General features: G+C 70.8%; 22 protein-coding genes. 7 read left to right on the top strand and 15 right to left on the bottom strand.

Annotation, left to right across the window (positions count from 1 at the left end):
- Window positions 1-2: 2 nt before the first annotated feature.
- Window positions 3-890, bottom strand: a complete 888-nt coding sequence (locus JHE00_RS33965; protein ID WP_200326221.1) for a LysR family transcriptional regulator — start codon at window positions 888-890, stop codon at window positions 3-5.
- A gap of 81 nt (window positions 891-971) precedes the next feature.
- On the opposite strand from JHE00_RS33965, the gene JHE00_RS33960 reads away from it, so the two are divergent.
- Window positions 972-1,892, top strand: coding sequence for a DMT family transporter (locus JHE00_RS33960; RefSeq protein ID WP_200326219.1), 921 nt, complete (start codon window positions 972-974; stop codon window positions 1,890-1,892).
- Between the two features lie 4 nt (window positions 1,893-1,896).
- On the opposite strand, the gene JHE00_RS33955 is transcribed toward JHE00_RS33960, so the two are convergent.
- Window positions 1,897-2,571, bottom strand: a complete 675-nt coding sequence (locus tag JHE00_RS33955; RefSeq protein ID WP_200326217.1) for a response regulator — start codon at window positions 2,569-2,571, stop codon at window positions 1,897-1,899.
- A complete protein-coding gene (locus JHE00_RS33950) occupies window positions 2,568-3,935 on the bottom strand; it encodes a PspC domain-containing protein (RefSeq protein WP_200326240.1) in 1,368 nt (455 codons plus the stop codon). The genes JHE00_RS33955 and JHE00_RS33950 overlap by 4 nt, the downstream gene beginning before the upstream one ends.
- A 129-nt stretch (window positions 3,936-4,064) precedes the next feature.
- Between JHE00_RS33950 and JHE00_RS33945 the strand changes: the two genes are divergently transcribed.
- Both JHE00_RS33945 and JHE00_RS33940 read left to right on the top strand, forming a co-directional pair.
- On the top strand, window positions 4,065-5,321 hold the full coding sequence (locus JHE00_RS33945; RefSeq protein ID WP_200326215.1) for a PspC domain-containing protein: 1,257 nt from the start codon (window positions 4,065-4,067) through the stop codon (window positions 5,319-5,321).
- The gene (locus JHE00_RS33940; protein WP_200326214.1) at window positions 5,314-5,541 is read left to right on the top strand and encodes a hypothetical protein; all 228 of its coding nucleotides are present in this window, start codon (window positions 5,314-5,316) and stop codon (window positions 5,539-5,541) included. The genes JHE00_RS33945 and JHE00_RS33940 overlap by 8 nt, the downstream gene beginning before the upstream one ends.
- 63 nt (window positions 5,542-5,604) lie before the next feature.
- Here the strand turns inward: JHE00_RS33940 and JHE00_RS33935 are convergent, their stop codons facing one another.
- Window positions 5,605-6,390, bottom strand: coding sequence for an E3 ubiquitin ligase family protein (locus JHE00_RS33935; RefSeq protein ID WP_200326213.1), 786 nt, complete (start codon window positions 6,388-6,390; stop codon window positions 5,605-5,607).
- A gap of 30 nt (window positions 6,391-6,420) precedes the next feature.
- Window positions 6,421-7,965 (bottom strand): glutamine-hydrolyzing GMP synthase, encoded by a 1,545-nt coding sequence (guaA, locus tag JHE00_RS33930; RefSeq protein ID WP_307832226.1) that lies wholly within the window; start codon window positions 7,963-7,965, stop codon window positions 6,421-6,423.
- Window positions 7,966-8,058: 93 nt separating this feature from the next.
- Here guaA and JHE00_RS33925 point away from each other — a divergent pair, with 93 nt between their 5' ends.
- Entirely contained in the window at window positions 8,059-9,363 is a 1,305-nt protein-coding gene (locus JHE00_RS33925; RefSeq protein WP_200326211.1) for an aldehyde dehydrogenase family protein, read from the top strand.
- Here JHE00_RS33925 and JHE00_RS33920 read toward each other — a convergent pair.
- The 3 genes from JHE00_RS33920 to guaB all read right to left on the bottom strand — a co-directional run bounded on the left by JHE00_RS33920 (window position 9,344) and on the right by guaB (window position 13,822).
- Window positions 9,344-11,068 carry a GMC family oxidoreductase gene (locus JHE00_RS33920; protein ID WP_200326210.1) on the bottom strand — a complete coding sequence of 575 codons (1,725 nt, stop codon included), beginning with the start codon at window positions 11,066-11,068 and terminating at the stop codon, window positions 9,344-9,346. The two genes, JHE00_RS33925 and JHE00_RS33920, sit on opposite strands and share 20 nt — an antisense overlap.
- Before the next feature lie 56 nt (window positions 11,069-11,124).
- Entirely contained in the window at window positions 11,125-12,267 is a 1,143-nt protein-coding gene (locus tag JHE00_RS33915; protein WP_200326208.1) for a GuaB3 family IMP dehydrogenase-related protein, read from the bottom strand.
- Between the two features lie 88 nt (window positions 12,268-12,355).
- Complete coding sequence (guaB, locus tag JHE00_RS33910; RefSeq protein ID WP_200326238.1) at window positions 12,356-13,822, bottom strand: IMP dehydrogenase; 1,467 nt, start codon at window positions 13,820-13,822, stop codon at window positions 12,356-12,358.
- A 174-nt stretch (window positions 13,823-13,996) separates the two neighbouring features.
- Here guaB and JHE00_RS33905 point away from each other — a divergent pair, with 174 nt between their 5' ends.
- Window positions 13,997-14,392 (top strand): DUF5319 domain-containing protein, encoded by a 396-nt coding sequence (locus JHE00_RS33905; RefSeq protein WP_200326206.1) that lies wholly within the window; start codon window positions 13,997-13,999, stop codon window positions 14,390-14,392.
- A 72-nt stretch (window positions 14,393-14,464) separates the two neighbouring features.
- Here JHE00_RS33905 and JHE00_RS33900 read toward each other — a convergent pair whose 3' ends face one another.
- From JHE00_RS33900 to JHE00_RS33880, 5 genes are all read right to left on the bottom strand, one after another.
- Window positions 14,465-15,427: an anti-sigma-D factor RsdA gene (locus JHE00_RS33900; protein WP_200326204.1), complete on the bottom strand. Its 963-nt coding sequence runs from the start codon at window positions 15,425-15,427 to the stop codon at window positions 14,465-14,467.
- Window positions 15,428-16,000 carry a sigma-70 family RNA polymerase sigma factor gene (locus tag JHE00_RS33895; RefSeq protein ID WP_200326202.1) on the bottom strand — a complete coding sequence of 191 codons (573 nt, stop codon included), beginning with the start codon at window positions 15,998-16,000 and terminating at the stop codon, window positions 15,428-15,430.
- A gap of 324 nt (window positions 16,001-16,324) precedes the next feature.
- Window positions 16,325-16,921, bottom strand: a complete 597-nt coding sequence (locus JHE00_RS33890) for a response regulator transcription factor (protein WP_012795974.1) — start codon at window positions 16,919-16,921, stop codon at window positions 16,325-16,327.
- Window positions 16,922-17,061: 140 nt separating this feature from the next.
- Window positions 17,062-17,913 carry a hypothetical protein gene (locus tag JHE00_RS33885; RefSeq protein WP_200326200.1) on the bottom strand — a complete coding sequence of 284 codons (852 nt, stop codon included), beginning with the start codon at window positions 17,911-17,913 and terminating at the stop codon, window positions 17,062-17,064.
- A 10-nt stretch (window positions 17,914-17,923) separates the two neighbouring features.
- Window positions 17,924-18,898, bottom strand: coding sequence for a MerR family transcriptional regulator (locus JHE00_RS33880; protein ID WP_307832225.1), 975 nt, complete (start codon window positions 18,896-18,898; stop codon window positions 17,924-17,926).
- A 312-nt stretch (window positions 18,899-19,210) separates the two neighbouring features.
- On the opposite strand from JHE00_RS33880, the gene JHE00_RS33875 reads away from it, so the two are divergent.
- Entirely contained in the window at window positions 19,211-19,513 is a 303-nt protein-coding gene (locus JHE00_RS33875; RefSeq protein ID WP_200326198.1) for a WhiB family transcriptional regulator, read from the top strand.
- Between the two features lie 93 nt (window positions 19,514-19,606).
- On the opposite strand, the gene groL is transcribed toward JHE00_RS33875, so the two are convergent.
- Complete coding sequence (gene groL / locus JHE00_RS33870; RefSeq protein WP_200326196.1) at window positions 19,607-21,223, bottom strand: chaperonin GroEL; 1,617 nt, start codon at window positions 21,221-21,223, stop codon at window positions 19,607-19,609.
- A gap of 88 nt (window positions 21,224-21,311) precedes the next feature.
- Window positions 21,312-21,605, bottom strand: a complete 294-nt coding sequence (gene groES / locus JHE00_RS33865) for a co-chaperone GroES (RefSeq protein WP_110335040.1) — start codon at window positions 21,603-21,605, stop codon at window positions 21,312-21,314.
- Window positions 21,606-21,898: 293 nt separating this feature from the next.
- Between groES and JHE00_RS33860 the strand changes: the two genes are divergently transcribed.
- The gene (locus JHE00_RS33860) at window positions 21,899-23,497 is read left to right on the top strand and encodes an alkaline phosphatase D family protein (protein WP_200326194.1); all 1,599 of its coding nucleotides are present in this window, start codon (window positions 21,899-21,901) and stop codon (window positions 23,495-23,497) included.
- The last annotated feature ends 128 nt before the right edge of the window (window positions 23,498-23,625 follow it).

The following is a 23,625-nucleotide window of genomic DNA, read 5'->3' as shown; positions in this document are numbered from 1 at the left end:
GCTTATCCGGCGCTCATCGCGGTGAGCAGGGTCCGCACCGCCGGGTTGTCCCTGGCGTGGGCGGCCACGGCCGCGTAGATCACGCGCACGGGTTCGGGTTTGCGCACCTTGCGCACCACGACGCCGGGGTTCGGGGCGCCGAGCGCGAGCTCGGGCAGCAGCGAGACCCCCACGCCCGCAGCCACGAAGCCCTGCGCCGTGGCGTAGTCCTCGGACTCCACCACGAAGTTCGGCGCGAAACCCGCGGCACCGCACGCCTGCAGCATGATGTCGCGGCACGGGCCAGGCGGGTACTCGTTGCCCACCCAGGGCTCGTCGGCGAGGTCGGCGAGGTCGAGCAACCGTTTGCGCGCCAGCGGGTGGCCCTTCGGCAGCACCGCCCGGTACGGGTCGTCGAGCAGGTGCACCAGCTCCACGCCCTTGGCGGGCGGCTTGGAACGCGGGAACACCACGATCGCGACGTCGGCCTCTCCGGCCTCCACCTCGGGCATCGGGTCGTCCGGCTCGACGAGCTTGAGATCCACCTGGATGCCCGGGCACTCGCGGCGCAGGGTCGCGATGGCGGGCGGCACGAGCGCGGCGCCCGCCGTGGCGAAGTAGCGGATGGCGAGCCGGCCGGTGCGACCGTTCCTGAGGTCGGCCAGCGCCGACTCGGCCTTCGCGAGCTGCGTACCGAGCACCTCGGCGTGTTCGCACAACAACTCGCCCGCCGCCGTGGGCCGCACGCCGCGCCCGATGCGTTCGAGCAGCGCCGTGCCCGCCTCCCGCTCCAGCGTGGAGAGCTGCTGGCTGATCGCGGAGGGCGTGTAGCCGAGGTTGCGGGCGGCCTCGCTGATCGAACCGCTGGTCACGACCGCGCGCAGCACCTGCATCCGCCGTACGTCGAGCATGGCGCAATCTTACAGTTTTGCTTAACAAGTGTGCAGAAGAATTCGCTTGTCCTTATACCTGGGCGGGACGAACCTGGAGCCGTGGGAGAGACGAAAACCCTGCTCCGCATGGCCGCTCTGGCACTGATGTGGGGCTCCAGCTTCTTCTGGATCAAACTCGCGCTCGACGCGTTCAGCCCCGTGCAGCTCGTGCTGGGCAGGCTCGTGCTCGGCGCCGCCGTGCTCGTGCTGCTGTGCTCCCTGGCACGCGACCGGCTGCCCCGGTCGAAGCGCATCTGGGGCTATCTCGCGGTGGCGGCGCTGTTCCACAACGCACTGCCGTTCCTGCTCTTCGCGATCGGCGAGCAGACCGTCGACTCGGGCGTCACCGGCGTGCTCAACGCGACCACTCCCCTGTGGGCGCTGGCCGTCGCACTGGTGTGGCGGGTGGAGCGCAGGCTGTCCGGCACCAGGCTGGCGGGGCTGCTGCTCGGGCTCGCCGGGACGATCGTGATCTTCGCGCCCTGGCAGTCGTCCGGCCTGCTCAGCTGGGGTGCCGTGGCGATCCTCGCCGCCGCGGCCAGCTACGGCTGGGTCATGGTCTACGAAGGCCGCTATCTCGCGAACACCGGTGTCTCACCGTTCGCGCTCGCCGCGGCACAGATGATCACGGCGAGCGGATTCCTGCTGGTGGCACTGCCTGCGGGCGGACTGAGCCCCGTCCACCTCGACGGCACCGCGATGATCGCCGTCGCCATGCTCGGGGTGTTCTCCACCGGCATCGCGTTCGCGCTGAACTACCGGCTGATCGCCACCGAGGGCGGGGTCGCCACCTCGACCGTCGGCTACCTGCTGCCCGTGGTCTCCGTGCTGCTCGGCACGGTGTTCCTGGGCGAGGACCTCAACGTCAGGGTGATCATCGGCATGGTGGTGGTGCTCGCGGGCGTCGCACTGACCAGGGTTCGCAAGCGCGCGACCGTGGTGCCACCGCCCGCCGTCGGGGCACGGGTCGCGCCGGAATGAGGCGTCAGACGAGCCTGCGGTCGGAGGCCCAGCGGGACAGCTCGTAGCGGTTGGACAGCTGGGTCTTGCGCAGGACGCTCGACACGTGGGTCTCCACCGTCTTGACCGAGATGAACAGCTCCGACGCGATCTCCTTGTACGCGTAGCCCCGCGCGAGCAGGCGCAGCACGTCGCGCTCGCGTGGGGTCAGCAGGTCGAGCTCGGGGTCGCTGATGGGCTCGGAACCAGGCCGGTCGGCGAACGCGTCGAGCACGAAACCGGCCAGCCTCGGCGAGAACACCGCGTCACCCTCGGCGACCCTGACGACCGCGCGCACCAGTTCCTTCGACGAGATGGTCTTGGTGACGTAGCCCCTCGCGCCCGCGCGGATCACGGCGATCACGTCCTCGGCGGCGTCCGACACCGACAGCGCCAGGAACACCACGTCGGGCAGTTCGGTGCGCAGCCGCCGCAGCACCTCCGCACCGCCGCCGTCGGGCATGTGGACGTCGAGCAGCACCACCTGCGGGCGCATGCGGGTGATCCCGGCGACCGCCTCGGCGACCGACCCGGCCTCTCCGACCACGCGCACCTCGTCGGTGATCGACTCGAGCTCGGCGCGCACTCCAGCGCGGAACAGCGCGTGGTCGTCGACGAGGAACACCGTCACCGGCTGCCTGGCCTGCTGGTTGTCTGTCACGTTGCCCCCTGCGACGTCTTGGCGGTGGTCTTGCGCGGCATTTCCAGCTGCACCTCGGTGCCCTCTCCGGGAGCGGTGCGCAGCCGGACGGTGCCGCCGTTGCGCTCCATCCTGCCCCTGATGGAGTCGGCGAGGCCATGCCGGTCGTCCGGAACGGTGTCGGGGTCGAAGCCCTTGCCGCGGTCCCGCACGAACACGGTGACGGAGGTGGGCTCCACCTCGGCGTACACGCTGACCTCCTCGACGCCCGCGTGCTTGGCGGCGTTGACGATCGACTCGCGGGCCGCCTGCACGAGCGAGGAGAGCTGTTCGTCGAGCTCGGTGTCGCCGACCACCACCTGCTGCACCGAGATGGCGAAGGTGTCCTCCACCTCGCCGCACGCCGTGGCGACGGCCTGCGACAGCATCCCCGCCTCCCCGGCGGACTCCTCCTGCTGCGGTTTGCCGTAGCCGCTGGGGCCGTAGAGCCAGCCGCGCAGCTCACGTTCCTGCCCTCGTGCGAGCCTCGCGACCTCCCTCGGCGACTCGGCCTGCTTCTGGATCAGCGCCAGGGTCTGCAGCACCGAGTCGTGCAGGTGGGCGGCGATCTCGGCTCGCTCGTCGGTACGGATGCGGGCCCGGCGCTCCTCGCCGAGGTCGCGCATCATGCGCAGCCAGAACGGCACCGTCAGCACCGCGACCCCGATGAGCGTCGCGATGACGGCGATGAGCGCGAACTGCACCTGGGCGAAGCTGGTGCTGTCGCGCAGCACGATCACGCCGATGCCGGTCATCACCAGTGCGACGCCCGCGAAGATGCGGACGGCCGCGGACCAGCCACCACCACCGAGCAGCGCCCCGGCGACGCCCGACTTGGCCCCCACGCGCCAGCGGCGGCGCTGCGACTCGTCGGCCTCCCGCCAGACCACCGCGAGACCGACCAGGGCCACGGCGATCGGCAGGCCGACCCAGCCGCTGAACAGGCCGGTGATCGCCCCGCCCGCCACCGTGAGGCCGACGCCGAGCGCGACCATCCCGTAGGCCTGCTGACGTTCCTTCGGGTTCTCCGTCTGCGCGGGCTCGTCGCGCGAAGCTTGCGGGGCGAACACCCACAGCAGGGCGTAGATCGCGAGGCCGAGCCCACCGAAGGCCGCCAGTACCGCGAACGTCGCGCGGACCCACAGGACCTTGACCCCGAGGTGGTCGGCGAGACCGCCCGCGACGCCTGCCAGCACCCGGCCGGTGCGGCGGCGATACATCTTGGGCGGGCCGTCGGAGCTCTCCACGGCCCGCGACGAGGAGGCGGTGACCTCGGCCCGCTCGGGCGCGGGCGGTGCCGCGGTGACCGCGCGTTCCTCCGTGGGCTGTTCCTGCACGTCATCCATGTTCACAGACATCGGCGGACGTTTCATCAGGGAAACCCCTGACCCGATCCCCCACCCTGACCTCGCCCGTGGAGTTTCAGGGGTCTTCCCCGATGCGCGCCACGGCCCGCTACCCGCATTCTCTGTGTCATGAGTGGCGCGACGAACGCCTCGGGGCACATCGACAGCTTCGAGGCAACGGTGAAGGACTTCTGGAAGAGCAGGCCGCGGCGGCCGCACCAGGGCCGCAAGCTGGCGGGCGTGGCGGCGGCCATCGGCAACCGCTACGGCATCGATCCCGTGGTGATCAGGGTGGTCCTGGTCGCCCTCACGATCTTCGGCGGCGTCGGGCTGACGCTGTACCTGCTGGGCTGGCTGTTCCTGCCCGGCGAGGACGACGAGGTCTCCGGCTTCGAGCATCTGGCCGGCAAGGGCCGCAGCTCGGTGTCGAAGGGCTTCGCGCTGGTGCTGTGCATCATCCTGGTGCCCTCGCTGACCTGGACGTTCGCGGGCAACTGGTTCGACGGCGGCGGCTTCATCGGGCTCGCGCTGGTCGTCACCGGTGTGTACCTGCTGCACCGCAGCCGGGGGCACCTGAACCGGCCCGCAGCGACCGCCACCGCGGCGAGCACCTACGACTCCGTCGGCACCGCGGCCTACGGCTACTCGCCCATCACGACTCAGGAGCCGACGACGTGGGCGGGCTCGTGGGACCCGCTGGGTGCGGCACCGCTGGCGTGGGACCTGCCCTCGCCCGCCCCCGCTCCCGAGCCGCCCGCTCCCCCGCCGCCGCCTCGGCGCAAGTCGAAGGTCGGCCTGGTGACGCTGGCCGTGGCGCTGGTCGTCGGCGGTGTCGGTGCCGCGCTCGCGGCGAGCGTCGGCGGCTGGTTCACGGCGGCACACGTGCTCGGCCTGGTGCTGGGCGTGCTCGGCACGGGACTCGTCGCGGGCTCGTTCCTCGGCGGCGTCCGCGGGCTCGTCTGGCTCGCCGCACCGCTGGCGGCGGCGGCGCTGTTCTTCACCACGGTGCCGTTCGACCACTTCGGCGGTGGCCTCGGCAACCTGAAGGCCACGCCCACCTCTGCCGAGGAGGTGCTGCCGAGCTACGAGCGCACCGCCGGGCTGGTCGAGCTCGACCTGAGGGAAGTGCCGGAGTCGAGCACGCCGATCGAGACCACCGTGCGCAACGGCGCGGGCAACGTCGAGGTGATCGTGCCGCGCACCGCCGACGTCACCTACGTCTGCGACGCGACGGCGGGCAACGTCGACTGCTTCGGCCGCACGCAGTCCGGGGTCGGCAACGGGGAGCTGCGGGGCTTCGACACCGGACCGGACGGTACCGGTGGCCAGCGCATCACTCTGCACGTCGAGTCCGGAGCAGGAAACCTGGAGGTGTCCCGTGGCTGAGCAGGAGAAGCAGACCGCGCAGCGGTGCGGCAGGACGGGCGTGGACGTGTTCGCCATGCTCGCCGGGATCGCGACCCTGCTGGTCTCGGCCTACGTCCTCTCCGACGGCCACAACTGGTTCCCGTCGGTGGACATGCGCTGGGTGCTCGCGGGAGGGGCGGTGCTGGTGGGCACGCTGATGCTGGTGGCCTCGATGCGACCGGGACGCAACCGGGACTGACGCGACGACGAGAACGGGCCGGGTGGCAGCCACTCCACCCGGCCCGTTTTCTGTGTGCGGGTACTAGGTGACGATGTCGGCGACGACGAGCACGATGCCGATCAGCGTGCCCGCGATGACCCCGATGGACAGGAACTTGTGCCGCTGCACGCGGTCGTCGCGCAGCTCCTGCTCGGTACGGGTCGAGACGAGGTAGTGGCCGCCGTTCTCGGGCTTGCTGATCACCAGCGGGCCGATCTTGTCGTGTACCTCGCCGAGGATGTAGAGCCGCCGCCCCGGGCGGATGACCCACTCCTTGTACTGGTAGCCGATGGTGGTGCTGCCGCTGCCGAGCACGAACTGCGGCAGCTTGAAGCCGAACACCTCCACCGAGCCGCCGTTGCCCCGGTACGGCTCGAACCGGTTGACCGTCTGCTCCACGGCGTCGGGCTTGGTCCCGTTGGGGTCCACGCCGAGGGTGCGGCCCTCCTGATCGACGACCGCGTAGCCCTCCCACGACGTGTGCGAGGCGACCTGTTCGGTGCGCTTGGTGCGGTACCGCTTGCCGTCGCGGTACTCGACCGTCTCGTACTGCCGCTCGACCTGGAACCGGTACCAGACGCACTCGGTCTTCGACAGCTCCGACGTGAGCAGCCCCTCCGGCCGGGCGTGGGCGGCGCCCACGACCTCGGCCGTCTTGCGGAAACCGCCCTTGGCGCCGAGCTCGTCGGAGATGCCGCGAAGCCGTTCCAGCTCGGGAATCGAGAGGGTCTCGGTGCCGATCATCGCGTGCAGTTCGCTCTTCGTGTGCCGCATCCAGAAGAATCCGGCGACGGCGGCCACGACGAGCAGCGCGCCTACGATCCACATGACCCGGTTACCCCCAGTTCGGCTTCGCTGTCACTCCCACTCGATGGTGCCCGGCGGCTTGCTCGTCACGTCGAGCACGACCCGGTTCACCTCCGCGACCTCGTTCGTGATCCTCGTCGAGATGCGCTCGAGCACGTCATAGGGTAGCCGGGTCCAGTCCGCCGTCATGGCGTCTTCGCTCGAAACCGGGCGCAACACCACGGGATGGCCGTAGGTGCGGCCGTCGCCCTGCACTCCGACACTGCGCACGTCGGCGAGCAGCACCACGGGGCACTGCCAGATGTCGCGGTCCAGCCCGGCCGCGGTGAGTTCCTCGCGCGCGATCGAGTCGGCGGCGCGCAACGTCTCGAGCCGGTCGGCCGTGACCTCGCCGATGATGCGGATCCCAAGACCGGGGCCGGGGAACGGCTGGCGGTGCACGATCGTCTCGGGCAGGCCGAGTTCGAGCCCGACGCGGCGGACCTCGTCCTTGAACAGCAGCCGCAACGGCTCCACGAGCGAGAACTGCAGGTCGTCGGGCAGCCCGCCGACGTTGTGGTGGCTCTTGATGTTCGAGGCGCCGGTGCCGCCGCCGGACTCGACGACGTCGGGGTAGAGCGTGCCCTGCACGAGGAACTCAGCGTCACCGCTGGCCTTGAGGTCGCGGGCGGACTGCTCGAAGACGCGGATGAACTCCCGGCCGATGATCTTGCGCTTCTCCTCGGGGTCGGTGACCCCGGAGAGCGCGGACAGGAACCGCTCCCTCGCGTCGACCGTGACGAGCTTGACGCCCGTGGCGGCCACGAAGTCGCGCTCCACCTGAGCGCGCTCGCCCGCACGCAGCAGACCGTGGTCGACGAAGACGCACGTCAGCCGCTCGCCGATCGCCCGCTGCACGAGCGTGGCCGCGACGGCGGAGTCCACTCCGCCCGACAGCGCGCAGATCGCGTGACCGTCGCCGATCTGCGCCCGCACCCGCGCCACCTGGTCGTCCACAATGGACGCCGTGGTCCACTGCGGACGGATGCCTGCGATGTCGTGCAGGAAGCGGCGGAGCACCTCCTGGCCGTGCGGCGAGTGCGCGACCTCGGGGTGGTACTGCACTCCGGCGAAGCGGCGCTCGACGTCCTCGAACCCGGCCACCGGCGCGCCCTCGCTGGACGCCGTGACCGAGAAGCCCTCCGGCGCCTTGGTGACGCAGTCGCCGTGGCTCATCCACACCGGGTGCCGCGCGGGCAGCTCCTCGTGCAGAGCGCCGCCGCTGACACCCAGCTCCGTGCGGCCGTACTCACGCGTGCCGGTGTGCTCGACGTCGCCGCCGAGCGCCTGCGCCATCGCCTGGAAGCCGTAGCAGATGCCGAACACCGGCACACCCGCGTCGAACAGCGCGGGATCGACTCTCGGGGCGCTGTCGGCGTAGACGCTGGACGGGCCGCCGGACAGGACGATCGCGGCCGGCTTGCGCTCCAGCATCTGCTCGACCGAGGTCGTGTGCGGAACGACCTCCGAGTACACCTGTGCCTCGCGGACTCGCCTGGCGATGAGCTGCGCGTACTGGGCTCCGTAGTCCACGACGAGCACTGGACCTTCTGCCACTGCCGGACCTCCTGGCATTCACGAACGGGCGTCTTCATCGTCGCAGGTGAGCTGCCCGGCGCTGAGCGCAGGTGGCCGATACGGTGCTGCACTATGGACGCCATCACACCGCAGCCGCGAGCGGCCTGGATCGCAGGCAGCGCGGAGCACGGTGCCAGCACGTTCGCCGTCACGCACCCCGGCGACGACACCGAGGTCGCCACCGTGACGTTGCCGGACTCCGACCAGGTCGAACACGCCCTCGGCGCGGCCGTCGCCGTCGCGGCGGCCCTGCGCCGCACCCCCGCGCACACGCGAGCCACGATGCTGCGCGACGTGGCCGAGCGGCTCGCCGCCCGCGGTGACGAGCTCGCCGAGCTGATCACCGCGGAGTGTGGAAAGCCACTGCGGTGGGCCGAGACCGAGGTAGCCGACGCCGTCTCGGCGCTGCGGTCCGCCGCACGGGAGGCGGCGGCCTCCGAGGGCGCGCTGAACCGGCTCGACGCCGACCCGGCCGGGGAACAGCGGATGGGCCTCGTGCGCCGCGCCCCGAAGGGGATCGTGCTCGGTACCGTGCCCGCCCACAGCCCGCTCGGCGTCGCCGTGCACACGACGGCCGCCGCGCTCGCCGCAGGCGCACCCGTCGTGCTCGTGCCCGACCCGCGCGCGCCACTGTCGGCCCTCGCGCTCGGCGAGGTGCTCGCGGGGGCGCGGCTGCCGACGGGCTCCTTCTCGGTGCTGCCGCTCGAGACCGCCGAGAAGCTGTCCGCCGACCCCCGGTTCGCGGTGCACTACTCGGGCGCCGAGGGCAGCGCGACGGCGCTGGTGCTCGCCGACTGGACCGACCTCGGCGACGCCGCCGCACGCGTCGCGGCCTCGGCGACCAGGGAAGCGGGACAGAGCCCCTACGCCGTGCGCCGCGTGGTCGTCGAGTCGGCGATCGCCGAGGAGTTCACCGCGCGACTGACCGACGCGATGAGCGCGCAGCCGACGGGCGGGGTGTTCGACCCGGCCGTGTCCGTGGGCCCGCTCGCCACGCCGAGGGCGGCCCGGCGGCTCGCGGCGTGGCTCGAGGACGCCGTGCACGCGGGCGCGAAGCTGCTCACCGGCGGCGGGCTCGACGGCATCACCGCGGAGCCGACGCTGTTCGGCGGGGTCGCGCCCGAGGACACCGTGGCGGGCCCGGTGCTGGTGCTCTCGACCGCCGACTCGCTGGAGGACGCGTTCGCGGCGGCCGCGGGCACGCGCGCAGGAGTGTTCACGCGCGACCTGACGCTCGCGATGCGCGCCTCGGCCGAACTTGTCGCCGACACCGTGGTGGTCGGCGACGTGGCGGGCTACCGCCCCGACTCGGTCAGGGCGACGATCAGCGAGTTCACCACCGAGCGCCTCACGGTGCTCACCGGCGTGCAGCTGTGAGCGCACCCGGCGCGTGGGCCGGGACCGCCGGGGCGACCGGCGCGACCGGCTCCACCCGCCGGTAGGTCTCGCCCTGCGCGGGGCGAGGGTCGGCCTCGCCCTTGTTGGGCCACAACGAGAACGCGCGCTCGGCCTGCGCGGTGATCGTGAGCGACGGGTTCACGCCGAGGTTCGCCGTGATCGCCGCACCGTCGACGACGTGCAGGTTCGGATAGTTGTGCACGCGCTGGTACGGGTCGATCACGCCCTCGTCGGAGCTGGTCCCGATGGGCGCACCGCCGATGAAGTGCGCGGTGAGCGGGATGTCGAAGATCTCACCCCACGTGCCGCCCGCCATGCCGCCGATGTGCTCGGCCGTACGCAGGTTCGCCTCGTGCCCGGCCGGGATGAACGTCGGATTGGGCTCGCCGTGGCCCTGGCGGGACGTGAAGCTCCTACGCCCGAACGGACCGCGCCGGGTGTAGGTGGTGATCGAGTTGTCGAGGCTCTGCATCACCAGCAGGATCACCGTCCGCTCGCTCCACCGGTAGCCGTTGAGCAGCTTCAGCGTCTGCACCGGATGCCGGGCCAGGAACCGCAGGGCCTGCCGCCAGCGCGGCACCTCGGACGAGCCGTCGGTGGCGACGGTCTGCAGCAGGCTCATCGCGTTGCTGCCCCTGCCGTAGCGCACGGGCTCGATGTGGGTCGACTCGTCGGGGTGGATCGAGGACGTGATGGCCACGCCGCGGCTGTAGTCGTTCTCGGGGTCCACGCCGGGACGGCCCGCTCCGATGATGGCCTCCGAGTTGGTCCGGCTGAGCTCGCCAAGCCGGCGCGACAGGCGCGGGAGCGCACCGGTGTCGCGCATCTCGTGCAGCAGCCGCTGCGTGCCCCAGGTGCCCGCGGCGAACACCACGTGGCCTGCCGTGAGCGTGTGCCGGAAGCGGCGGGACGTGGTGCCGGTCTTGCGGAGGTCGACCTCGAACGAGCCGTCGCCCGCGGGCCGCACGGCGGTGACCGTGGTGAGCGGCACGACCTTCGCCCCGCTCTGTTCCGCGAGGTACAGATAGTTCTTGACCAGCGTGTTCTTGGCGCCGACCCGGCAGCCGGTCATGCAGGAACCGCACTCGGTGCAGCCGGTGCGCGCGGGCCCCGCTCCGCCGAAGAACGGATCCTCGGCGTCCTCGCCAGGCTTTCCGAAGTACACGCCGACCGGGGTCGGGTGGTAGCTCTCCGAGACACCCAGGTCGGCGGCGACCTTGCGCATCACCTCGTCCGAGGGCGTCACCGACGTGTTGGTGACGACCCCGAGCATGCGGCTGGCCTGGTCGTAGTGCGGTGCGAGCTCGGCCCGCCAGTCGGTGATGTGCGACCACTGCCGGTCGGCGTAGAACGGCTCGAGTGGCCGGTACAGCGTGTTGGCGTACACGAGCGACCCGCCGCCGACCCCCGCGCCCGCGAGGACCATGACGTCCTTGAGCAGGTGGATGCGCTGGATGCCGAAGCAGCCGAGCGCGGGCGCCCACAGATATCTGCGCAGGTCCCAGGAGGTCCTGGCGAACTCGTCGTCGGCGAAGCGCCTGCCCGCCTCGATGACCGCGACCCGGTAGCCCTTCTCGGTCAGCCGCAGGGCCGCGACGCTGCCGCCGAAGCCGGACCCGACCACGACGACGTCGTAGTCGGGCTCCGGCGTGCCATCTCCAGTGATGGTGTTACGCGAAGTCACACCAAAAACTGTAGCTCCGGGGAGCTTTTCTGACCAGGGGTAAGTTACTGGCCAGTTCAGTTACGGACGGTGAGACCGACCCGCTGGAACTCCTTGAGGTCCGAGTACCCGGTCTTGGCGAGCGCGCGACGCAGCGCGCCGAACAGGTTCACCACGCCCTCCGCGTCGGACGACGGCCCGTGCAGCAACGTCTTGAGGTCCGCGTCCCTGCTCGGCACGGGAGCCACGCGCGAGCGCGGCAGCGACGGGTGGGCCGCGGCGGCCGTCCAGTACAGGCCCTTGCCGGGCGCCTCGGTGGCGGCGGCCAGCGGTGCGCCGAGCATCACGGCGTCAGCACCGCAGGCGATGGCCTTGGCGATGTCGCCACTGCAGCTGATGCCGCCGTCGGCGAGCACGTGGACGTAGCGCCCACCGGTCTCGTCGAGGTAGTCACGGCGCGCCGCCGCGGCGTCGATCACCGCGGTCGCCATCGGAACGCCGATGCCGAGCACGCGGTCGGTGCTGGTCACGCCCGGCGTGTAGCCGTGGCCGACGATCACGCCGGCCGCGCCGGTGCGCATCAGGTGCATCGCGGTGCGGTAGTCGCTCACGCCGCCCGCGATCACCGGCACGTCGAGGTCGGCGATGAAGTCCTTGAGGTTGAGCGGGTCGTCCTCGGACTTGTCCTTGGTGACGTGCTCGGCCGAGACGATCGTGCCCTGCACGACCAGCAGCTCGACGCCCGCGGACAGCAGGTGCGGGGTGAGCTCGGCGGCGTGCTGCGGGCTCACCCGCGCCGCGACGGTCACGCCCGAGTCGCGCACGGTGCGGATCGCCTCGGTCAGCAGATCGGGCCGGATCGACGCCGAGTGCAGCTCCTGCAGCAGCTGCACGACGTCGTCGACGCCCGCGCCGTCCTTCGCGGCCGCGACGACCCGCGCGAGCACGCTCTCGGCGTCGGCGTGCCGGGCCCACAGGCCCTCGGCGTTGAGCACGCCGAGCCCGCCGAGCTTGCCGATCGACACCGCCGTGTCCGGCGAGACCACCGCGTCGGTCGGGTGCGTCACGAGCGGCAGGTCGAACCGGTAGGCGTCGATCTGCCAGCCGGTGGACACCACCTTCGACGACCGCGTGCGCCGCGAGGGCACGATGTCGATGTCGTCGAGGTCATACGACCGCCGCGCGGTACGCCCCATGCCGATCTCGACCAGATCCCGCACGTCAAGTCCCTTCTCCCCGCCGGAAATCCTGCGGGCTCATTCTGAATGCTGCCGTGGACGCGCACGTCCACGGGCTCCACGTCCCTGGTCAGCGCGTGGTGTAGTTCGGCGACTCGACGGTCATCGTGACGTCGTGGGGGTGGCTCTCCTTGAGCCCCGCCGCCGTGATCCGCACCAGCTGCGCCTTCTGCATCTCCGGGATCGTGGTCGCGCCCGCGTAGCCCATGCCGGAGCGCAGGCCGCCGACCAGCTGGTGCACCACGTTGGCCAGCGGACCCCGGAACGGGATCCGGCCCTCGATGCCCTCCGGCACCAGCTTGTCCTCGGAGAGGATGTCGTCCTGCGCGTAGCGGTCCTTCGAGTACGACCGCTGCTCGCCCCGGGTGCGCATCGCGCCGAGCGAGCCCATGCCGCGGTAGGTCTTGTACTGCTTGCCGTTGACGAGGATCACCTCGCCGGGCGCCTCGGCCGTACCGGCCAGCAGGCTGCCGAGCATCACCGCGGACGCGCCGACCGCGATGGCCTTGGCGATGTCGCCGGAGTACTGGATACCGCCGTCGCCGATCACCGGGACACCGGCGGGCCTGCAGGCCTTGTCGGCCTCGTAGATCGCCGAGATCTGCGGCACGCCCACACCGGCGACGACCCGGGTGGTGCAGATCGAGCCGGGCCCGACGCCCACCTTCACGCCGTCGGCGCCTGCTTCGACGAGTGCCTGCGCGCCCGCGCGCGTCGCGACGTTGCCGCCCACGACGTCGACGGTGTCGCCGAGCTCCTTCTTCAGCGTCGCCACCGTGTCGAGCACCGCCCGCGAGTGGCCGTGCGCGGTGTCGACCATCAGCACGTCGACCCCGGCCTCGGCCAGCGCCATCGCACGCTGGTGCCCGTCCACACCGACGCCGACCGCGGCGCCGACCAGCAGCCTGCCGTCCGGGTCCTTGGTGGCCATCGGGTACTGCTCGGTCTTGACGAAGTCCTTGACGGTGATCAGGCCCCGCAGCTTGCCCGCGCCGTCCACGATGGGCAGCTTCTCGATCTTGTGCCTGCGCAGCAGCCCCAGCGCCGCGTCGGCGGTGACGCCGACCTGCGCGGTCACCAGCGGCGCCTTGGTCATGACCTCGCTGACCGGCCTGGCGTGGTCCACCTCGAACCGCATGTCGCGGTTGGTGATGATGCCCACGAGCGAACCGGACGCGTCGGTCACCGGCACCCCGGAGATCCGGAACCGGGCGCACAGCGCGTCGACCTCGGCGAGTGTGTCGTCGGGCGAGCACGTGACCGGGTCGGTCACCATGCCGGCCTCGGAGCGCTTGACGATCTCCACCGCCTGGGCCTGCTCGTCGATCGGCAGGTTCCGCTGCAGGACCCCCATGCCGCCCTGGCGCGCCATGGCGATGGCCATCCTCGCCTCGGTCACCGTGTCCATCGCGGCCGAGAGCAGCGGCACGCGCAGCGTGACGTTGCGCGTCAGGCGGGTACTGGTGTCGACGGTGCTGGGCACGACGTCCGACTCGGCAGGCAGCAGCAGCACGTCGTCGAACGTCAGCCCCAGCATCGCGAACTTCTCCGAGGCGGCGCCGTTCGCGGCCTCCGCGGAATGAATGGCCTCAGCGGAGGTGAACTCGCTCGTCATGGCTGGCTGGCAACCTTCCTCGGCGGGTAAGCCAACAGGGGTATATGGACCTGTTAACGATGGTATCTGGACGTACCCCGGGTACAGCCCGGTACCGTGCAGGCCGTGCCGCACGACGTGTTGCCCCCAGACCCGTTCGCCGACGATCCCGACGACCCGGCGAAGGAGATCGCCGCCCTGGACGAACCCGGAGGCGAGCCGATCAGTCCCGATGAGCGCTCCGAGCTGCTCGCGGACCTCTCGGACCTCGCCGTGTACCAGGCTCTACTGGAGCCCCGTGGGGTCCGGGGAATCGTCGTGGACTGCGGCGAGTGCGACCAACCTCACTACCACGACTGGCACCTGCTGCGGGCCAGCCTGGAGCAGCTGCTCTCCGACGGGCACATGCGCCCGCACGAGCCCGCCTACGATCCCAATCCCGCCGACTACGTCAGCTGGGACTACTGCCGTGGCTTCGCCGACGGCATCACCGCGACCGAGAGCGCGTACTAGTCGACACACGCGAAAGGGGCGCGTGACCCGGTCCGGGTCACGCGCCCCTTTCGCGTGTCGTGGGAGCGGGCGTCAGTTCGACGACTCGACGCTGCCGCCGGAGATCGCGTTCGGCTGTTTGCCGAAGGGCTGACCGCTGCTGCCCGACTCCCCACTGGTCGTGTCGCCACTCGTGGACGTGCTCGGCGGCGGAGGCTCGCTCGACGACGTCGACGGGTCCGTGGTGGGACTCGTGGACGTGTCGGGAAGCTCCGTCGGGCCCGGCTCCGTCGGCAGCGGCAGGTGCGGTTCCTCGGTCGGCTTGGTGTCGGTGGCCGTCGAGGAGCTGCTGTCCGGCGGACCGGGCAACGGCGGCGGCTGGTTGTTGTTGTTCCCCGGGTTCGTCGGCGGCTTGTTGAGCTGGGCCATCAGCTCCGTGTGCCTGGCCTTGAGCTGGGCGAGTTCGTCCTCGGCCGTGACCTGGCCGAGCGAGGCCTCGGCAGCCTGCAGTGCGCGGCGCGCGTCCTCGTAGCGCTCCTGGGCGATCGCGAGGTAGGCCGCTTCCAGGTCGGTCCGCACGGAGGCGGCGGCTTCGACCGAGCGGGCGTGATCGGCGTAGAGGACTTTGGACAGGCCCCACAGGGTGTCGCCGGGCTGCGCGTCCCTGGCGGCCAGTGCGGTGCCGGTGAACCCGATGGCGAGCACGGCGGCGGCGGCCGCGACGGGGACGAGCATCCTGCGTCTGCGTCCTCTGCCCGCGTGCCGCTTCGCGATGGAGGCGGCCTTGATCGTGGTGACGGCGGTGGCCGTGTCGACCAGGTCGGCGATCGGCTCGCTGTCGATGTCGCGGCGCCACGCGAGCAGGAGCGCGTTCAGCTCCTGGTCACCGAGGCCGTCGGCGACCTGCGGGTCGGACCCGCCCAGCGCGTCGAGCAGAGCGTCGTCGGCCTGGATCGCCGACAGCTCGAGAGTGTCCGAGGACTCGTCGGGCTCACTCGCCCGCGGATAAGGCGACACTTCGCCGTTCTCCTGGTTCCCGCCTTCGCGTTCCGTCACTCAGACCACCTCCTCAGCGGCCAGCACCTTGCGCAGCCGCGCGAGGGCGCGATGCTGGGCGACCCGAACGGCACCCGGGGTGGACCCCACGGCCTCGGCGGTCTCCTCCGCGGACAGTCCGACGACCACCCGCAACACCACGATCTCGCGTTGTTTGTCCGGCAAGACCTGCAGAAGCTGTGACATCCGCGTGTTCAGCTCGCCCTGCAGGGCGTGCTGCTCGGGGCCGACGTCACCCTCCGCCTCGTCCGGAACCTCGGCGACAGGCTCAGCACGGTTCCTGGCCGCCGCGCGATGCGCGTCGGCCACCTTGTGCTGAGCGATGCCGTAGACGAACGCGAGGAAAGGGCGGCCTTGATCACGATACGAAGGCAACGCCGTGAGCACCGCGAGACACACCTCCTGCGCTACGTCGTCAGCCGAAGCGAACGAACGTTCTTGCCTGCCAACTCTGGCGCGGCAGTACCGCACCACAAGGGGACGGATCGCGGCCAGCAGCCGCTCTACCGCTTGTGGGTCACCCTCAACAGCGGCGGCGACTGACTCGTCCAGTCCATCCCCCACATTGGCCATCGCAGACAACAGTCCCGGTGTTACGTGTAGGCGTACATGAAGAACGGCGTGCGGCTAGTTATCCCTCACGCCGGTGATACCCACCGTACCTGCCAACCCCCCGGATTTCGCTCACGGTCGTTGAATGCGAAGAACGCATCCTGCAACCTGCAGAAACGCGACCTTACCGCACTAATCCAAGATTCAACGACCGACACTTGCAGGTGATACGGCGAACGTCACAGTACAACGCGGCGCGCCACGTGACTGAGGAGCCACGTGGCGCGCCGCGAACCGTATGCGATTAGCCGGCTGGGCCGTTGACGTCGGAGTGCGACGAACCGGTCAGGCCACCAGGCCGCGCCGGAAGCCGTGCGCGACGGCCTGTGCGCGGTCACGGACGCCGAGCTTGCGGAACAGCCGGCGGGCGTGGGTCTTGACGGTGTCCTCCGACAGGTACAGCTCCCTGCCGATCTGACCGTTGCTCTTGCCCTGGCTCATGCCCCGCAGCACCTGGAGCTCGCGCTCGGTGAGCTGGACGCCGGGGTCGGAGGGCTGACGGGGCGCCGGCACCGAGGTGCTCGCAAGGGTGTGAGCCAGTGCGGCGACGAGTTCGGGACGAGAGGCGTCCCAGCGCAGGTATCCGCGCGCACCGCCCGCGATCGCCGCGGCGATGCTGCCCGCGTCGTCGGGAGCGCCGAACACGATCACGTTCGCCTGGGGGTTCGCGGAGACCAGCCTGCGGGTCGCCTCCACACCGGTCGGCACAGCGCGCTGCGTGCCAACGAGCACGACATCCACCGGCTGCCGCGAGTAGCGGGCGAGCAACTCGTCACCGTGCGCTACACAGTCGATGCGACTGACGCCGGGAACGGCAGACATCACGCGCGTGAGACCTTCGCGGACACTGCGTCGGTCGTCGCAGATCAAGACCGTCGTCACGGGGTTTCCTTCCTGCAGCCGGGTGACATTCCACTTCCCCTATCGGACGCTTTAGGTCCCACCTTGACACGATCTGGTGGCTTTTTTTGAAAAATGCCTCGCCCAGATGTCGGTATGCCCTTTGTGACCCAGGTAACAGGTCAAATCGGTACCCACGGAGAAGTGCGCGCGAGCCGCCTTCCCTCGGGGTCGGACGCCGGTAACAGAGCGTATAACTCGCGAGTAACTCTGGAACGGTTCCAATCAGCGTGCGCGGGATCGAGCTCCGCCGCGAGCAGTCCCGCCGGCCACCCCAGCGACCCGAGCCGGTGCTCGTCGGTCGCGGCGACCGCGTCGCCGACGAGCCGGGCCGCCCGCTCCCGCGCGGCGACCTCGCCCGTGGCGGCCAGCGCCGCGCCGAGGACGAGCGAGGACTTCACCACGTGCCGCACAGCTCCCCGCTGGCGTGCCCGCGCGAGGGCTCGCTCCGCGTGCGGCACGGCGGCCGCGGCGTCGCCCGAGGCGAGTTCGACCTCCGCGCCGACCCAGCCAGCGCGGACAGCCGTGCGCCACGAGTCCACGTGCCCGGCCGCGGCCGCGATGAACCTGCGAGCGGCGGTGAGCCTGCCCTGGCCCAGGTTGTCGGCGGCCAGACCGAGCAGCGCGTCGGCCCGCGCGCCGGCCGGATCGAACCCGTCGTCGTCGGACGGCCCCGCCGCGGCGAAGGCCGGGCGCAGCGCGGCGGCGTCGAGCGGCAGCGCCGCCGCGTGCCCGCCGAGCTGACGCCGGTGCGAGGCCAGCGTCGCCGAGGCCAGCGAGGCGAGCAGTGGGTCGCGACCCCGCCGGAGCTGCTCGAGCAGGGTGGTGGCCGCGGCGTAGCGGCCGCGAGCCCCGAGCACCACCGCCGCGAGCCAACGTTGCCGCGGGCCGGTGACGGCGGTCAGCGCACGGTCGTCGAGGCCCGGTGTGTCCCCGAACGCCGCGCGGCGCAGCACACTCTCTCCCGTCAGCACGTCCTCGCTCTCACTCCGTACCGCCCAGCAGGACGTACTCGACGCGATCCGCGGCCGCTCGGACGTCACCGAGCAGCTCGACCTTCGGCGGCAGCTGCTCGGCGTGCCACGCGGGACCACACGCGAACAGCCGCCCGCGCTGGCGACCCCGGGAGATCCGCGTGAACAACCTCGGGTTGGCGTTGCCCCGCTGCGCCCACAGCACCACGGCGGACGGGGCGCTCCTGCGCACCGCGACCGCGAGGACGTCGGCCGGCAGCGGCACCCCGAAGAGCTGCGTGACGATGTGGCGCTCCGCGAGCGCGGCGGCGAGCACGTAGACCGCGAGCGTGTCCCGCTCCTCGGGCACGCTGCACAGCAGGACTGGACGCTGGTTCCTGGCGTCGGATAGCACCGGCGTGGCCCGCACCATGGCACCGAAGACGCACTCGGTCAGCAGGTAGCGCACCTCGGCGCGTTCGTCGGCTGCTCCCAGCGCCGTGACCACCGGCCGGACCACGCCCTCCCATGCCTCGAGCACGCCGAGCGAGCCGATGGCCTCGGCGAGCAGGTGCTGCACGGCACGGACGTCCATCGCGAGCGCCGCCGTGCTGAGCTGGCGGGCGAACCGGGGCGGGCCGAGCGCACCCTCGAAGTCGGGCGCCTGATCCCGGTCCGCGCCCAGCACCACCTCGCCGTCGGGCGGCCCGGCGAACAGCTCGGCGGCGGGCGGTGCGGTTTCGGAGATGGCTTTGGGCAGGTTGGCGAGCGCGTAGCGCGCGGCCTCCGCCGTGGAGGCGCCGCGCAGCAGCGCGCGCTGCATCAGTTCGAGGCGCACGACGTCGGAGGAGCCGTAGCGGCGGTGCCTGCCGCCCGTGTGCCTGCTGGGACCGAGCCCGTAGCGCCGGTCCCAGGTGCGCAACGTCGACGGCGCGACGCCGAGCCTGCGGGCGACCGCGGCGACGGGCAGCGTGGGTTCGGACGGCGTCAATGGCGCTGGAGGCACTGAGGATCGTGGAGGTACTGGGGGAATCGGCTCGCGCACAGCCGGCGGTCCGCCGGCTGCGTGATCTGAGCCGGACCCGGACCCCACCCGGTAAATATCCCTGGCCCACAGGGTGACGGCAACCGGACTGGCCTGCTCTGTGTGTCACCACTCACACCGGCGGGGGAGACCTAACGGCTGAAAAGATCCGCAACCCTTGAACAAGTATTGGCGCGCTTCTAACGTTACGCCCGGTTGCACCAAATGGAGTAGTCGCACCTAGTACAACTGCAGAATCCGGCCGCGTGGGGCCGGGTACCGGAGGCGGTCACGATGGCAGACACGCGCAGACTCCCTGGTCCGAACGCCGACGTTTGGGACTGGCAACTCGAGGGGTCGTGCAGGGGGATGGACAGCGGTTCCTTCTTCCATCCGGATGGCGAGAGAGGGCCGGCGAGAGCGCGGCGGGAGGCGAGGGCGAAAGCCGTCTGCCACTCCTGCCCCGTGCTGCAACTGTGCCGGTCGCACGCGCTCGCCGTGCACGAGCCGTATGGGATCTGGGGCGGCTTGTCTGAGTCCGAGCGGGAGAACATCATCAAGACCCAGAAGCGTTCACTGGCGCTGACCGGCTTCTGAGCCGGCCGGGCCGAACGAACCGCTGTTCACGACGAACGGGGCGGCACTCCGATGTGGAGTGCCGCCCCGTTTCGTGTCGGTGCTAGCGCGTCACTAGTGCGCGTGCCCGTGACCCTGACCCGCGTCGTCGTCCGCGGGCTCGGGCTTGTCCACCACGGAGCTCTCCGTGGTGAGGACCAGCCGGGCGATCGACGCCGCGTTGGCCACCGCGGAGCGGGTGACCTTGACCGGGTCGATGATGCCGCCCGCGAGCAGGTCGGTCAGCTCGCCGGTGGCCGCGTTGAGGCCGTGGCCCCAGTCCAGGTCCTTGACCTTGGACACCGTGACCGCGCCTTCCTGTCCCGCGTTGCTGGCGATCCAGTACAGCGGGGCGGTGAGCGCCTCGCGCACGATCTTCACGCCGGTCGCCTCGTCGCCGGTCAGGCCGAGGCCGTCCTCGAGCGACTTGGCCGCGTGCACGAGCGCCGAGCCACCGCCGGGCACGATGCCCTCCTCGACGGCCGCCTTGGTGGATGCCACGGCGTCCTCGATGCGGTGCTTGCGCTCGGTCAGCTCGGTTTCGGTGGCCGCGCCGACCTTGATCACCGCGACTCCGCCACCGAGCTTCGCGAGCCGCTCCTGCAGCTTCTCGCGGTCCCAGTCGGAGTCGGTCGTCTCGATCTCCTTGCGGATCTGCGCGATCCGGGCCTGGAGGTCGTCCTTGGTGCCCGCACCGTCGACGATCGTGGTGACGTCCTTGGTGACCTCGATGCGACGGGCCTTGCCCAGCACGTCGAGACCGGAGTCGGCCAGCTTCAGGCCCACCTCGGACGAGATCACCGTGGCGCCGGTGACGACGGCGAGGTCGTCGAGGAACGCCTTGCGGCGGTCGCCGAAGAACGGGGCCTTGACCGCGACCGCGGTGATCGTCTTGCGCAGCGAGTTCACCACGAGGGTGGACAGCGCCTCGCCGTCGACGTCCTCCGCGAGGATGAGCAGCGGCTTCTTGGCCTCCGCGACCTTCTCCAGCAGCGGGAGCAGGTCGGCCAGCGCCGAGATCTTCTCGCGGTGCAGCAGCACGAAGGCGTCCTCGAGGATCGCCCGCTGCTCCTCCGGGTTGGTGGCGAAGTGCGCCGACAGGTAGCCCTTGTCGAACTGCACGCCCTCGGTGATGTCGAGTTCGGTGGCCAGCGTGGAGGACTCCTCCACGGTGATCACGCCGTCCTCACCGACCCGCTCGACGGCCTCACCGAGCAGCGCGCCGATGTTGGCGTCGCGCGAGGTGACGGTGCCGACCTGGGCGATGTTGTCGCGGCCCTTCACGGGGGTCGCCTTGTCCTTGAGGACCTCGATGATCTTGTCCGCGGCGGCCTCGATGCCCCGGCCCAGCGAGGTCGGGTTGGCACCGGCGGCCACGTTGCGCAGGCCGACGCGCACGAGCGCCTGGGCCAGCACGGTGGCCGTGGTGGTGCCGTCGCCCGCCACGTCGTTGGTCTTCGTGGCGACGTTCTTGGCCAGCTGCGCGCCGAGGTTCTCGAACGGGTCGTCGAGCTCGATCTCGCGAGCGACGGTGACGCCGTCCAGAGTGATGGTGGGGCCGCCGAACTTCTTGTCCAGCACGACGTGCCTGCCGCGCGGGCCCAGGGTCACCTTCACCGCGTTGGCGAGCTTGTCCACCCCGCGCTCGAGCGCACGACGAGCGTCCTCGTCGAAGTTGATCTGCTTAGGCATTGCTGATGTACCTCTCTCCAAGCACGCGAAACGCCCCGGTCCCCGGCTTGCGCGGGGCCCGGGGCGTTATCGCATAGGCGGGGCGTCGTCAGTTGATGACGGCCAGCACATCGCGGGCGGACAGGATCAAGTAGTCCTCGCCGTTGTACTTGACCTCGGTGCCACCGTACTTGGAGTAGATGACGACGTCGCCTTCCTTGACATCCACAGGAATGCGGTTGCCCTTGTCGTCGACGCGGCCCGGGCCCACGGCCAGAACCTTGCCCTCCTGGGGCTTTTCCTTAGCGGTGTCGGGGATGACGAGACCGGAGGCAGTCGTCTCCTCGGCCTCGCTCGTCTGGACAACGATCTTGTCCTCGAGCGGCTTGATGTTCACGCTCACCGGGTTGACCTCCACGGGTCGTCGAAAGCGTTGGCAGGTACCTAGATGGGTACGGCTCCTACCACCCCCGCCGTCGCGGGTGCCGGGGCGTGTTTGGCGCCGTGTAATTAGCACTCTAGCTAGCGGAGTGCTAGCCACGCAACCAGGGTCCCCCACGGCGACGCGCCTGGTCAGGGGAGCCTCGTCACACCAAAGATTCACCACCTGATCACTCCGCCGGTGAAGGACGGCCATCAACGCCGTGCAGGCTGTGCGGGCTCTGACAGCCCCACCACCACGTTGGGAGTGCTCTCGTGCACGTAACAGGTGAGAACAGTCCACTCACGCCGTCCCGCCGCACCGTCCTCGCGGGCGGAGCCGCGCTCGGCGCCGTCGCCGTCGGCACGGCTCTGCCCCTCGGCGCCTCGGCGGCGCAGGGCGCGGGAAAGCCGGGCACCGGTGAGGTCTTCACGCTCGGCGTGGCCTCCGGCGACCCGGACCACCACAGCGTCGTGCTGTGGACGCGCCTCGCCCGCTCGCCGCTGGCCGAGGACGGCCTCGGCGGCATGAGCGGCACCATCGAGGTGGAGTGGGAGATCGCCAGGGACGAGCGGTTCCGCAAAATCGTCCGGCGTGGCCGCGAGCGCACCGACGCCGCCGCTGGCTACGCGGTGCACGCCGAGGTCGCGGGCCTCGCTCCGGGCAGCGAGTACTTCTACCGCTTCCGCATGGGCAGGCACGTCTCGCCCGCCGGACGCACCCGCACGGCCCCCGCGCCCGGCGTGCTCGGCGCCGGACTGGCCATGAGCTTCGCGTCGTGCTCTCAGTACGAGCACGGCTACTTCACCGCCTACTCGCACCTGGCCGCCGACGAACCGGACCTGGTGCTGCACCTCGGCGACTACATCTACGAGTACAAGGCCGACAGCTACGTCTCCCCCACCGGCAACGTGCGCGACCACTCCGGCCCGGAGACCGAGTCGCTGGCCAACTACCGGCAGCGCTACGCGCAGTACCGCACCGACGCCGACCTGCAGGCCGCGCACGCGGTGGCGCCGTGGCTCTTCGTGCCCGACGACCACGAGGTCGACAACAACTGGGCGAGCGACGTCTACGAGAAGCCTCAGCTCCCGCAGCCGAACTTCATCCAGCGCCGCGCCGACGCCTTCCGGGCGCTCTACGAGAACATGCCGCTGCGCAGGCGCAACCGGCCGAGCGGCTCGCACATCCAGCTCTACCGCACCGTGCGCTGGGGCGCGCTGGCGAACTTCCACATGCTCGACACCCGCCAGTACCGCGACGACCAGGCGTGCGACGACGGCTGGAAGGTGTGCGCCGACGCCGCCGACCCCGCCAGGTCGCTGACCGGCGACGAGCAGGAGGCGTGGCTGCTTGACCAGTTCCGTCGCTCGCGGGCGCGCTGGGACGTGCTCGGCCAGCAGGTGTTCTTCGCCAGGCGCGTCAACGCCGCGGGCGCGACGAGCATGGACGCCTGGGACGGCTACCGCGGTTCGCAGGAGCGGATCGCCGAGGGCTGGCTCGCCGCGGGCGTGCGCAACCCGCTGGTGCTCACCGGTGACGTGCACACCCACTGGGCCAACGAGCTCAAGGCGAACTACGCGGACGCGGACAGCGCCGTGGTGGGCACCGAGCTGGTGACCTCGTCCATCACCTCGGGCGGCGACGGAGCCGACTCCGACCCGAACGACGACAACAACCTCAAGCTCAACCCGCACATCAAGTTCCGCAACAACCAGCGCGGCTATGTGCGCACGAAGATCACCCGCGACGAGGTCCGGGCCGACTTCCGCGTGCTCGACAAGGTCACCGAGGCGGGCCTTCCGGCGCGCACGCGGGCGTCGTTCGTCGTCGCCGACCGCAACCCCGGTCTCACCGAGGCCACGCCCGGCTAGATGTGATGTCCAGGGACGTTGTTCGGGGTTGGGTTGATGTCGGCTTGTCGTTGAGACAGGCGAAGGCCTCTGGTTGTGAAGTGGAGCTGTCGAGGAACCGCTTCACGAACCGGAGGCCTTCGTGTCCC

This window comes from Prauserella cavernicola (genome assembly GCF_016595675.1).
Lineage (GTDB): Bacteria > Actinomycetota > Actinomycetes > Mycobacteriales > Pseudonocardiaceae > Prauserella_A > Prauserella_A cavernicola.
This window is presented reverse-complemented; position numbering and strand designations above follow the sequence as displayed.